The 12,051-nt window shown below is 57.5% G+C and carries 9 protein-coding genes and 1 pseudogene; 5 read left to right on the top strand and 5 right to left on the bottom strand.

The window, feature by feature from the left end; genetic code table 11:
* The first annotated feature begins 415 nt into the window (after positions 1 to 415).
* A complete protein-coding gene (locus VFU50_20230) occupies positions 416 to 2,584 on the top strand; it encodes a M28 family metallopeptidase (protein ID HEU5235196.1) in 2,169 nt (722 codons plus the stop codon).
* A gap of 55 nt (positions 2,585 to 2,639) precedes the next feature.
* Here VFU50_20230 and VFU50_20225 read toward each other — a convergent pair whose 3' ends face one another.
* From VFU50_20225 to VFU50_20215, 3 genes and pseudogenes are all read right to left on the bottom strand, one after another.
* Positions 2,640 to 3,737, bottom strand: a complete 1,098-nt coding sequence (locus VFU50_20225; protein ID HEU5235195.1) for an ankyrin repeat domain-containing protein — start codon at positions 3,735 to 3,737, stop codon at positions 2,640 to 2,642.
* A gap of 249 nt (positions 3,738 to 3,986) precedes the next feature.
* A pseudogene (locus tag VFU50_20220) lies at positions 3,987 to 4,181 on the bottom strand (DUF6496 domain-containing protein).
* Positions 4,182 to 4,278: 97 nt separating this feature from the next.
* Positions 4,279 to 4,461 (bottom strand): hypothetical protein, encoded by a 183-nt coding sequence (locus VFU50_20215; protein HEU5235194.1) that lies wholly within the window; start codon positions 4,459 to 4,461, stop codon positions 4,279 to 4,281.
* Between the two features lie 487 nt (positions 4,462 to 4,948).
* Here VFU50_20215 and VFU50_20210 point away from each other — a divergent pair, with 487 nt between their 5' ends.
* A complete protein-coding gene (locus tag VFU50_20210; GenBank protein HEU5235193.1) occupies positions 4,949 to 5,848 on the top strand; it encodes an energy transducer TonB in 900 nt (299 codons plus the stop codon).
* Position 5,849: 1 nt separating this feature from the next.
* On the opposite strand, the gene ispF is transcribed toward VFU50_20210, so the two are convergent.
* Positions 5,850 to 6,443, bottom strand: a complete 594-nt coding sequence (gene ispF, locus VFU50_20205; protein ID HEU5235192.1) for a 2-C-methyl-D-erythritol 2,4-cyclodiphosphate synthase — start codon at positions 6,441 to 6,443, stop codon at positions 5,850 to 5,852.
* Between the two features lie 118 nt (positions 6,444 to 6,561).
* A complete protein-coding gene (gene ispD / locus VFU50_20200) occupies positions 6,562 to 7,299 on the bottom strand; it encodes a 2-C-methyl-D-erythritol 4-phosphate cytidylyltransferase (GenBank protein ID HEU5235191.1) in 738 nt (245 codons plus the stop codon).
* A 188-nt stretch (positions 7,300 to 7,487) separates the two neighbouring features.
* Between ispD and tilS the strand changes: the two genes are divergently transcribed.
* The 3 genes from tilS (at position 7,488) to ftsH (ending at position 11,925) form a co-directional block, all read left to right on the top strand.
* Positions 7,488 to 8,936, top strand: a complete 1,449-nt coding sequence (gene tilS, locus VFU50_20195; GenBank protein HEU5235190.1) for a tRNA lysidine(34) synthetase TilS — start codon at positions 7,488 to 7,490, stop codon at positions 8,934 to 8,936.
* A 44-nt stretch (positions 8,937 to 8,980) separates the two neighbouring features.
* On the top strand, positions 8,981 to 9,493 hold the full coding sequence (locus tag VFU50_20190) for a phosphoribosyltransferase family protein (protein ID HEU5235189.1): 513 nt from the start codon (positions 8,981 to 8,983) through the stop codon (positions 9,491 to 9,493).
* Between the two features lie 524 nt (positions 9,494 to 10,017).
* Positions 10,018 to 11,925, top strand: coding sequence for an ATP-dependent zinc metalloprotease FtsH (gene ftsH, locus VFU50_20185; GenBank protein HEU5235188.1), 1,908 nt, complete (start codon positions 10,018 to 10,020; stop codon positions 11,923 to 11,925).
* Positions 11,926 to 12,051 lie beyond the last annotated feature (126 nt).

Raw genomic sequence — 12,051 nt, 5'->3', positions numbered from 1 at the left:
TGCTGACCACTCGGATGAAAATCACAGCCTATAATCCACATGACTGGCTCCTTTCGCCCGAGCGACTTGGTCTTTAAGCAACCTCAGTCTACTTGGCGTCTGGAGCCGTCGTGGTTATGTAATCAAAGCGCTTCTTTTGCGAAGGATCTGCCGGAATATTTCTATCTTGAGGCTCTTGCTAGGCTCTTTGGCCCGCACATTCCAGGCTTCTGCTGCAGGAGCCAGGAAGGTGCAAGTAAGTCGGCAGCATCGCGGGAGATCCTTCGCGCAAAAGAAGCGCTTCAGGATGACAGGGCCTTGAGAGCATTCGAGCCGAAATGAAACATTCGACCCAAAGAGGTCAAACACTCCGGGTCGACGAAATCACCGTGTTACCCTCGTTTGGTTCAAACTTCGGTGCCCGGAGCTTCCATCCTTGTCTTCTTCTCGACGGCGGATTGCTGCCATTGCTGTAGGTGCATTCTTTGTTCTTACCGGATTTCGATCAGGTCCACAGACTTCAAACAGCGCACAACAGGTATTCGGCTTCCGCGACTTTTCACGCCAGGCTGAGATCGATCGTAAGTTCAATCAGTCTCCCGATCCCAAGCTTGCCGAGCAGCATCTGCGCACGCTGACGCAGGCTCCGCATGTTGCGGGTTCTCCCGAAGATCGCAAGACGGCTGAGTATGTAGCCCAGACGTTTCGCGAGGCAGGGCTCGATACGCAGATCGTCGAGTACAAGGTGCTGTTGTCGTTTCCGCAGGAAGTCAGCATCGACGTCACTGCTCCATCTACGGTGAAGATGCACGGGCCAAGCCGCGAGCAGGTTGGCGACGATCCATATCAGAACGATCCCCGTATTCTGCCCGCGTTCAATGCGTACTCTCCTTCCGGCGATGTTGAAGCCGACGTCGTCTATGCGAATTACGGTAGTCCGCAGGATTACAAGCAGCTTGAGGCGATGAAGGTTGATGTACGAGGCAAGTTGGTGATCGTTCGCTATGGCGGAAATTATCGGGGTGTGAAGAGCCTGGTGGCGCAGGAGCACGGCGCTGCAGGAGTGATTATCTACTCCGATCCCATTGATGATGGCTACTATCGCGGCGACATGTATCCCAAAGGTCCGTTCCGTCCGCCTACAGGAGTGCAGCGCGGATCGGTTGATTACACGTTCTACTATGCAGGGGATCCTACGACGCCCGGCATAGCTTCCGTACCGAACCTGCCGGACTCTCAACGCACGCCTCCGACATCAGCTACAGACCTGCCGAAGATTCCCACCATGCCTCTCTCGTTCGGCGATGCGAGCCCCATCATGCAGAACCTCACCGGGCCGGAGTCGCCGCGCGAGTGGCAGGGGGCATTGCCTTTCACCTATCACATCGGTCCAGGACCGGTTCGGGTGAAGATGCACCTCAAGATGGACATGCCCTACAAAACCATTTGGGATGTGATCGGCGCCGTACGCGGCAGCGAATTGCCCGACGAGTGGGTGGTTGGGGGCAATCATCGTGATGCCTGGGTGTACGGCGTAGTAGACCCCAGCAGCGGCGGGGCAGCGATGCTGGAAGCGGTTCACGGCATCGGCGACTTGCTGAAGAGCGGCTGGAAGCCGCGACGGACACTGGTTTTCTGCAGTTGGGACGGCGAAGAAGAAGGCATGATCGGCTCAACCGAGTGGGGTGAGCAGCATGCGCGCGACCTGGAGCGAGCTGCCGCGTACTTCAACATGGACGTCGGTGTTGCCGGACCCAACTTCGGCGCAAGCGCCGTTCCCGCTTTGAAACAGTTCGTTCGCGACGTGAGCAAGCAAGTGCCCAGCCCTCGCGGCGGGACCGTGTACGACGTCTGGAGGAATGCGCGAGAGCGGGAGCGCGTCAAGAACATTTCTCCCGATTTGGGAGGATCGCAGAACCGGCCGCCGGTCGCGAAGGTGGAGACCGACGTTGAAGTTGGGGATCTGGGAAGCGGCTCGGATTACTCCGTTTTCCTCCAGCGGCTCGGGGTGCCTTCGACTGACATCGGCTCAGGCGGACCATACGGCGTCTATCACTCGGCATTCGACGACTTCGCCTGGTTCATGAAGTTCGGCGATCCCGATTTCAAGTACGAGCAGGAGATGGCGCGCGTCTTCGGCATCGAGATGCTGCACATGGCGGGCGCCGACTACTATCCAGAAGACTACGAACTCTACGGCCGCGAAATCTTGTCCTATGTCCAGCAGGCGCAAGCGAAGGCGCAGCAAAATTTCGGCGCTCCGACTCCAGAGTTCGCCGACGCCATCGCCGCGGCGCAGCGGTTCCAGCGTGCTGGAGCGCAGATTCGACAGGCGCAGAGTTCCTCCACGTCAGATCTCGTTCGCTTGAATCGCACGTTGAATAACGCCGAGCGCGCGCTGCTCATTCCGCAGGGACTGCCAAATCGACCGTGGTTTCGGCACGCCATCTACGCACCAGGCGTTTACACCGGATACGCAGCAGTCGTTATTCCCGGCGTCAACGAAGCAATTGACGCAGGTGATATGAGTCGCCTCCATGAGCAGATCGCAGTGCTCGCAGAGGCACTCAATCGCGCTGCTGGAGTACTGGAGAGCTACCGATAGGCAACGACCAAGACAAGGCCGCTCGCTGCCAAGTGTGACCTGGTCGTGCTATCAATTACGTTTGCTGCGTCAGTCGCTCCCTAAGATATGTTTCGATCTCCTTCTTACCTTCATGCCTTGCCCAATCCACCGGTGTAGCGCCGAACAGCGTGTCCCTCACTTCCGGCGTCGCGCCTCGCTCAACCAGCAGGCGAACGACTTCGGCGTGTCCGCCGGCGGCCGCCTGATGCAAGGGCGTTGAATGCGAGTGCAGGCCAATCGGGCTGTACCGATTTGGGTCTTCGCCTGCATCGAGGAGCAGGCGAACTATTTCCAAGTGTCCGAATTGCGATGCGAGCGCGAGCGCCTTGTGTCGTTGATCGCAATCTGATGCTGGGAGTAAGCGCCGCGCATCTTCGACTCGCCCCAGAGCAGCCGCGACCGGCAGGCTGACATGAGCGCCGCGTCGAAGCAAAGCGTTTGCCGCTTCGAATTCTCCGTGCGCCAGCGCGGTTTGCATCGCCGAATCGGGACTCGCTCGGTAATCGCACAGCAGGTCGATCTGCGCGGTCTGAACTCCGCATTCGCGAGGCACGCAGCCGGAACAAACTAGTCCGAGCGTTTGCTCCCTCGACCACATGTTAGCTCCGGCATCCAGAATTACCTTCATCACGTCCACGACGTTTTTGGGCAGCCTGCGATGTCGAACCGGGTTTTCTGCGGTGAATTCCAGGAGAGTCGGATTGCGAAAATAATTGCCTCCCTCGAAGGTTAGCTGCTGATTTACTACCTGCGGATGTTGCGCCAGATGCGCTCGCAATCCCGCCAGATCTCCGGCATCGGCCAGATCCACCGCACGGCGAAAGACCGGATCTTCAATGCGCTCGTGATGAGGACGATTTAGATCGTCAATCGCGCCTGGGCGCTCGATCCAGCGCTTCAATCTGGTCCAACTTGGGAATCCGTATTCACGAGCAATCGCGAGCTGCGCATCGCTCAGATTCAAATGCGTTGCAAAGATTTCACCATCTGCAGCTTCGCGGAAGCGCGGATGGAATTCGCGAATGCGCTGCGCCACTGCGCGATCGCGCGCTGCATGATCTTTCAGAAGGTCCTTTGCCTGGTGCTTGAGGTGATCCAGATTGGGATTGGGCGGGAGAACTCTTGTGGGCATGACGAACTTCCTTTCACTCGCCCGAGGTCCGCGTCTGACGGGCAGAAAGTAAGTTCGTACAACCAGTTGTTTGAATCAGGTGGACTTCTGTCCTTCCCGCGGACCGGATGCGCCCTTAACGCAGGGACAGTTTAGCACCGAGTCAGGAAAGGCAAAGACGAGGGGCGCTGGTCTGGCATGGAGTGTGTCGTCGGAGCAGGAATGGAATGGCGGCGGGCCGCGCGGAAGGCTACGGCCCGCGGAAGTAAATCAGGCTGCCTTGCGATGGGAAGACGATGATGAGCTGCTCTTCTTCGACGGAACTTTCTTGCCGGCGCGACGAGCTTCCGACAAGCCAATCGCGATCGCCTGTTTGCGGCTCTTCACTTTCTTGCCGCTGCGGCCCATCTTGAGACGGCCGCGTTTGAACTCGTGCATTTCACGCTCGACGTTCTTGCCTGCGCTTGGGCTGTACTTGCGGCGGGAGCTCGATTTGCGTCCGCGCGAAGATGAACTCCGACGTGAGCGTGAAGTGCTGCGATGCGAACTGCGTGCCGAAGCACTACGCCGGCTGCGGGCGGAACTCCGCCGCCGTGAGCTTCCGCTGCTGCGTCGACTTCTGCTGCGCGATGAACTGCTTCTTCGCGAAGTGGAACGATGTCTTGTGGCCATGAGTTGAGTTTGCCTCCTTCTGGATTCTCCTCAGGTGTGAGATTCCATCGATTTGAAGGAGGGTTGGCAGCAAATTATCGGGTCCGTTTCAGGAATTTCGTAAAAGCAGAGTGGACAGGAGATTTGGGCCGCCTCCTATCTAGAGTTCAGTTGCGGTGTGCGAGTCTCCCGAAGTATCTACCACGTTCGTGATGGCGAAAACACCTGCGCGAAGGGGATCTTTAGCCGGGGAATGTTTCTGTGGCTTGATAGCAGATTAGAGCATCGCCTCCGTGCTGTGTAATCGCCGCCTCTCACGCACGCCGCACGTAAATGGCAACCTACAGTGCGTCTCCGCAACTACCGATTTTCGTCCCATTTTGACTAGCAGGAATGTAGGTGACGTGTTATTGTCGTTTCCCTCGCTGCTTGTGCAAGCCACTGCGCTGTAACGTTTTAGAGTAGCTGCTGGCACCGGCTTCGAGATTGGCGTACTCCAGTTCAAGCTCGCCGCGCCGGCGCAGTGCCCGAGAAATCGGGAACATTTTGTGTGCTGGCGGTCTATACTGTGGAGCAGACACATGGCTACCTCGGCCACGCAACCGGCCTCTCCGCTACCGTCGGGAAACATCCCCACTCCACGGGAGCCACACGACATCCTGCCTACATTGTTCGGCGATGGATATGGAACCTACGCGGTTCAATCACGCAACTTCTATACATCGATCATTTTGCACACCGTAGTACTTGCGCTTGTTCTTTTTCTAACTCATCAGGTGATCGAGCATCGTGCTCAGATTGCGCAGGCCCTTGGGCCGGTGGTCGACATCGGAGCTTACATTCCCCTGCCCAGCGCAGCAAAACATGTAGGTGGCGGCGGTGGCGGTGGAGATCGCGACAAACTCGAAGTCAGCCATGGGGCTCCGCCGAAGTTCAGCATGCAGCAGATCACGCCTCCAACGGTGGTGATCCGCAACGACGCGCCGAAGCTCGCGGTTGAGCAGACCGTGATGGTCCCACCGCAAGTGAAGATCACGCAGCAGGGTCCAGTTGGATCACTCACCAGCGTATTGAGCGTGCCCTCGAATGGAACCGGTTACGGATCCGGCATCGGTGCTGGATGTTGCGGCGGCGTGGGTGATGGCAGCGGACGTGGCGTTGGTCCGGGCGATACAGCGGGAATCGGCGGTGGAGTGTTCCAAGTCGGCGGCGGAGTTTCTCCGCCACGCATCAAGTACCAAACCGAGCCTGAGTTCTCAGAAGAAGCTCGTAAAGCCAAACATCAGGGTACTGTTCTGGTGGAAGCGATTGTTGGTGCTGATGGCAGGATTCACAATCCTCGCGTGATTCGTGCGCTAGGGCTTGGCCTGGACGAGAAGGCTCTCGAGGCATTGAATCAGTGGCTGTTTGAACCGGCAGTCAAAGACGGCCGGAAAGTCAATGTCGCCATCCAGATCGAAGTTAGTTTCCGGCTTTACTGACCTAGGTCCGCACCTTTTCACGGCGCGGTTTCTTCTCGATCTTCACGTCGCTGATAAGACCCTTCACAACCTCATCGACGTGCTTGTCGGCCTCGAGCATCGCGGCCGCCACCTCTAGCTTCTTGTGATCGTCTTGTCTCTCCAGCAGCACAACCACGTGGGCGATCGCTGCTTTTTCCGTGCCCATGCCTTCGGGTGTTTTGGCTTTAATACCGACTTCTAGCGGCGAAATCTCCAACAGCTCGGCAACGCGCTGACGAATGCGGTTAGCAACGGGCCCAACCTTCGGTTCGGAAAGAACGAGCGTGGAATCTACGTTACAGACCTGGTACCCCGCTTCTTTTACTTTTGCCAATGCAACAGCGACGAACAGAGACGAGTCGGCGTTTTTCCATTTTGGGTCCGACGGAGGAAAATAGCCGCCTATGTCACCGGCGGCTACGGCGCCGAGCAATGCATCGGTAAGCGCATGCAGCAGCACGTCTCCGTCGGAGTGACCAGCCAGCCCGTGGGTGTGCTCGAGCGTTATGCCACCGATCTTCAGCGGCACGCCCTTCTTGAACTCGTGTGAATCCCAACCGTACCCAATCCTCATTCGGTTCCTCTAGCAATCTAGGAAAGTGTAGCAATCGGGCGATCGGATGATCGGGTCATCGGGTGAAGTAAAACCGAATGGCCATGCGTGCAGATCACCCGATGACCCGATGGCCCGATCACCCGATAGCTTTCTTCGTATCTCCGTGGTGAAAAAGGAACTCTGCGAGTTCGAGGTCCGAGGGTGTTGTGATTTTGATATTTCGCGCAGAGCCCATCACCACTGCCACTTGATGTCCCGATCGTTCTACCAGAGAGGCCTCGTCGGTACCGACAAATCCATCCTGAGCGGCTTCATCGAAAGCGCATTTGATCACCGCGTAGCGGAATCCCTGCGGGGTCTGCGCCATTACAACTCGTTCCCGCGGTACCGTGGACGTAATGATTGCCCCGCTCGCGGTGCGCTCGACTTGCTTGATGGTATCGACGGCAGGGAGGCCCGCAATGGCGGCGCCTTGAGCTGCGGCGGTCTCGATCACATTGCGAATAACCTCACCTTCTACAAACGGACGCACCGCATCGTGCACTAGAACAATGTCGTCCTCATTCGCGCGAAATTCGGCCAAAGCATTCGCTACCGATTGCTGACGGTGATCGCCCCCGATCACTACATGCATCTTGGGACGAAGCTTTTGTCCAGCCAGGAAGTCCCGCACACGTCCACTCTCACTCTCGCGAACGGCGATGTAGATATCCGTGACCTCCGGCACCTCAGAAAACTTTTCTAATGTGTGCAGCAGGATCGGCTTACCGGCGATTTCGGCGAACTGCTTGGCGGGCTGTCCGGCGCGCGCGCCGGAGTGCGCTGCCATGCGCGTTCCGAGTCCCGCAGCCGGAATAATGACCACCACTTTCATGGGAAGCGAAGTATAAATCAAAGCGGCTACTGGCTATCGGCCCCTGGCAACTGGCTTGCGGAGTTGCTGAAACATTCGCCCCTATCTCGCTCGCGGTAGTCAGATATCGCGTCTCGCTGTCCTTGGATAGATTGCCGGAAGCCAGTAGCCAGCGGCCAGCAGCCCCCTTCCCGTGCAATCATGTTCTCGTGCTCTCACTAGGCCAACGTGTCGCGCGCTATATTCGCGAGCGCGGACTCATGGGTGCGGGGGACCGAGTCGCTGTTGCCGTATCCGGCGGGGCAGATTCGGTTGGGCTGCTGCGTATTCTCCTCGAGCTGCGAGAGGAACTAGGTATCGTGCCCAGCGTGGCCCATTTTCATCATGGGATTCGCGGAGCCGATGCGGATGCTGACGAGAAGTTCGTCAGTGAATTGGCCAGCGGGTTCGGGCTGGAGTCTCACGTCAACCGAGGGAATGCCCGGGCATACGCAGCTCAGAAAAAAATCAGTATCGAGACAGCAGCCCGGCAACTGCGGCATGAATTCTTCGAGTCGCTGTTGTCGAATAACGTCAAACGAATCGCTACTGCCCATACGGTCGATGACCAGGCTGAGACGGTGCTGATGAAGGTCGTACGCGGGGCGGGTACGCGCGGCATGGCCGGCATCTTTCCGGAGCAGCGGCTTGGGCGGGGCAGTATTGTGCGTCCTGTTTTGGGGATTCGCCGCGAGGAGATTCGCGCGTATTTGCGCGATCTGCAGCAGTCCTGGCGTGAAGATGTCACCAATGCTGACCTGACGATCACTCGCAACCGTATGCGTGCGCGCGTGCTGCCTGTGCTGCGCGATGAGTTGAACCCAGCGGCGGATACTTCGTTGGCGCACTTGGCGGAAATTTCTCGTGCTGAGGAAGAGTATTGGACAGAGCAGACAAAACGCCTTCTACCGCTCGTGTGCAAGCCCGGAGAACCTGCTCGCGGCGGCGGACGCAGACAAACGTCGGCCGGGGCGATCGCAGTCGAACTTCTAGCTTTGGAGCAACAACCGCTTGCTGTTCAGCGCCGGCTGCTCCGCGCAGCCGCAGAGCAGATCGGCTGCAGTCTCGACTTTGAGCACGTTCACGCGATGCTCGATCTGATTTCTCGGCGGCAGACGCGCGGTACGCAAAGCAAGATAGTCCAGATCGCGGACGGGTGGAACGCGCGGCTTCTCTTTCGCGAACTGCGGATCGAGCGCACCCCCTCCAGAGCCTCCGCAGAATCCAAAGAGGCGACCACCGACTACGAATATGCGTTATCTGTTCCTGGTGAGAGCCGGATTCCGGAGCTTGGCGCAACAATTCGCGCGCGCATCTCGGAAGATAACGCTTCTGTTATCTCGGCAGCTTATAATCGGGCACACGCTTTCGAATTGTCTTCGGGTTCGAAGCTGCGCGTGCGGAACTGGCGCGCCGGAGATTATTTTCGAGCTGCGCGCCACAGGTCAGAAAAGCGTGTAAAGGAGTTACTGTACCCGCTGCACCTCAGCGCGGAAGAAAAGCGGGTTTGGCCGGTTGTCGTTGCCGGCCAGCGTATTGTCTGGGTACGTGGCATCGAGGCGCCGGCGTTGCTAGCCTCGAATGGTCAGCAGATCGTGATTGAAGAAAGCACGGATTGAAAGCCGCCCTTCGGGGTCAGACTTCAAAGCAGTACCCAACGCGAATGTCAGAAAAAGTCCTGCTCACCGCCGAGCAGATTCAGCGACGTGTAAGAGAAATGGGTCAGCAGATTTCCCGGGACTATTCGGGGAAGAACCTCACGCTGATCTGTGTCCTGCCCAATGGTTTTGTGTTCTGCGCCGATCTCATTCGCGCCATCAATGTCGCCTCGATTCTCCATTTTGTACAGCCGCAAAGAAAAGCAATGAATGGTGCGGCATCCCAAATTCAGATCCACTATGGCCCTGAGATCGACGTGAAGGGCAAAGACGTTCTGTTCGTCGAAGGCGTGATTCAGTCTGGACAGACCACCGAATTCCTCATGCGTACCATCCAGGGGTGGGGTGCTAATTCGGTAAAACTCGCCGCGCTGATCGACAAGCAGACCGCCCGCCGAGTCCCCCTCCAGCCCGATTACATGGGATTCATCGTCGAGGAAACCTATATCGTTGGGTATGGGCTCGGAAATCCCCAATTTGGACGTAATCTGCCGCATATTCAGAGCGAGGGAAAATAGAAAGCGGCACTCGGCATTCGGCACTCGGCTTTCGGCCAGCTGATGGGGTGGCGGTTCGGGCCAATTAGACTTAAAACTCCGTAATCAAACTCGCGGGCAGACCGTCTAAAAGCTCAATCGCAGCAAAACCAAGAAAGGTGGTCGGCCGAGCGCCGACAGCCGAATGCCGACAGCCGGTGTTCCCCACCTTAGCCCGAACCACGGTGTCTAATGGATTGGAAGCTCTGGTAATTGGCATTACTTTGGATGAGGTTTACGGCCGGGAAACCATATACAATTTAGGTTACGAGTAAGGGGTCGAAATCCCTTCTTCGGCATCTAAGCACAATGGAGGGGTAGGACTATTCGCGTCCAATCTCCCCCGTTTTGATGTATGAGTCGGCTGGTGTATGGGAAGATCGGACCAGCAGTTTGGGCCGTTTGGAAGGCTCGAATGAGTAGTTTTGATATCGCATTTGGGACTTTTTCGGGCGGCATGCGGCCGCGTATCGGAGTCCTAGAGGGTAGGTTTAGGAGCATTGAGAGTGAATTCAACCGTTAAGACCGTGGCGTTCTGGCTGGTCATTCTGCTTTCGGGAGTACTGCTCTGGAAGGTAGTTCAGGCCGGTGGCGCCGGTGCCAAAGAAACACCAGTCTCGTTCTCGCAGTTCATGCAGGACGTGGACCATGGCGACGTCAATGACGTGACGATGATCGGCACCGAAGTTCATGGCAAGTACAAGAGCGGCAAAGGCGGATTCCAGACCACGGTTCCGGCAAATTATCCGGACATGATCAAGGACCTTCGCGATAAAGGCGTCAACATCACCGTGAAGGACAATTCCGGCAATGGCTGGCCGACTTACCTGCTGAATCTTTCCCCGCTCATCCTCTTCGCGGCGCTCTGGTTCGTGATGATCCGCCAGATGCAGACCGGTGGCAACAAAGCTCTCTCGTTCGGCAAGAGCCGCGCACGCCTGCTCTCGATGCAGCAGAAGAAAGTCACGTTTAAGGACGTCGCCGGCGTGGACGAAGCCAAAGAAGAGCTGCGCGAGATTATTGAGTTCCTGCGCGAGGCGCAGAAGTTCCAAAAGCTCGGAGGACGCATTCCGAAGGGCGTACTGCTCGTCGGACCTCCCGGAACGGGAAAGACTCTGCTTGCCCGTGCAGTAGCCGGTGAAGCCAACGTTCCGTTCTTCTCGATTTCAGGTTCTGATTTCGTCGAAATGTTCGTCGGCGTCGGCGCGAGCCGCGTACGCGATCTGTTCGAGCAGGGCAAAAAGAACGCTCCCTGCATCATTTTCATCGACGAAATCGACGCTGTCGGACGCCATCGCGGTGCTGGTCTAGGTGGCGGACACGACGAGCGCGAGCAAACACTCAACCAGTTGCTCGTTGAGATGGACGGCTTCGAATCGAACGAAGGCGTGATCCTCATCGCCGCTACGAACCGTCCTGACGTGCTTGATCCCGCGCTGCTGCGTCCTGGCCGCTTTGATCGTCGCGTAGTGGTCGCGCGTCCCGACGTCCGCGGACGTGAAGAGATTCTCCGCGTACACACGCGCAAGATTCCCATCGGAGATGATGTCGATCTCTCGATCCTCGCTCGCGGCACGCCGGGTTTCTCCGGAGCTGATCTGGCCAACATGGTCAACGAGGCCGCACTGAACGCCGCTCGTCAGAACCGCAAAGCGGTGTATATGTACGACTTCGAAGTCTCGAAGGACAAAGTGCTGATGGGGGCGGAGCGCAAGTCGATGCTGCTCTCCGACCATGAGAAAAAGGTCACGGCTTACCACGAGGCCGGACACGCGCTCGTGGCAGCCATGCGCGAGCACGCCGACCCTCTGCATAAGGTCACGATCATCCCGCGCGGAATGGCGCTGGGCGTAACCATGCAGTTGCCGATCGACGATAAGCACACTTACACGAAGGAATATCTCGAGACGCGCTTGGCCATCATGATGGGCGGTCGCGTTGCTGAGGAGATCTTCCTCGGTCAAATGACGACCGGTGCCGGTAACGACATCGAGCAGGCATCCGATCTCGCTCGCCGCATGGTATGCGAGTTCGGCATGAGTTCTCTCGGGCCGATCACGTTCGGCAAGAAGGAAGAGCAGATCTTCCTCGGCCGCGAAATCAATCAGCATCGTGACTTCAGCGAAGAAACCGCGCAGTTGATCGACAAACAAGTTCGTCAGTTGGTCGATGCGGGTTATCAGTCGGCGGTGGATATCCTCTCAAATAACAAGGACATCATGCATCGCATGTCGGCGGCTTTGCTGGAGCGCGAGGTGCTCGATGCCAACGAGATCAAAATGATCATCGAAGGCAAAGACCTTCCGCCAATCAAGATGCCGTCCAGCGGCAGTGATGGTGGCGTGCAGCAGGTGCTGAAGCCGGAACCGTCACGACAGCCAGGCCTGGCTCCGGGACATCCGTCGCCCGCTTAAGCATTCTAAGGAAAACAAAAGGGCAGCCAGAAACGGCTGCCCTTCTTTATTGGAGATGCATTCTAGGCTGTCGAGATAACGACTGCGGAATCATTGCTGAGCGAGATTGCGACGGCCTCTCACTAG

The organism is Terriglobales bacterium, assembly GCA_035764005.1.
Taxonomy (GTDB): Bacteria; Acidobacteriota; Terriglobia; order Terriglobales; family Acidobacteriaceae; genus Gp1-AA112.
Note: the sequence above shows the minus strand (reverse complement) of the source record. Positions and strands in the feature narration are given on the sequence as shown.

Bases quoted from the DNA above. Each gene is read 5' to 3' on its own strand.
- VFU50_20225 (HEU5235195.1), bottom strand. From the start codon at position 3,737: ATGCCCACAAGAGTTCTCCCGCCCAATCCCAATCTGGATCACCTCAAG.
- VFU50_20210 (HEU5235193.1), top strand. From the start codon at position 4,949: ATGGCTACCTCGGCCACGCAACCGGCCTCTCCGCTACCGTCGGGAAAC.
- ispF (HEU5235192.1), bottom strand. From the start codon at position 6,443: ATGAGGATTGGGTACGGTTGGGATTCACACGAGTTCAAGAAGGGCGTG.
- ispD (HEU5235191.1), bottom strand. From the start codon at position 7,299: ATGAAAGTGGTGGTCATTATTCCGGCTGCGGGACTCGGAACGCGCATG.
- VFU50_20190 (HEU5235189.1), top strand. From the start codon at position 8,981: ATGTCAGAAAAAGTCCTGCTCACCGCCGAGCAGATTCAGCGACGTGTA.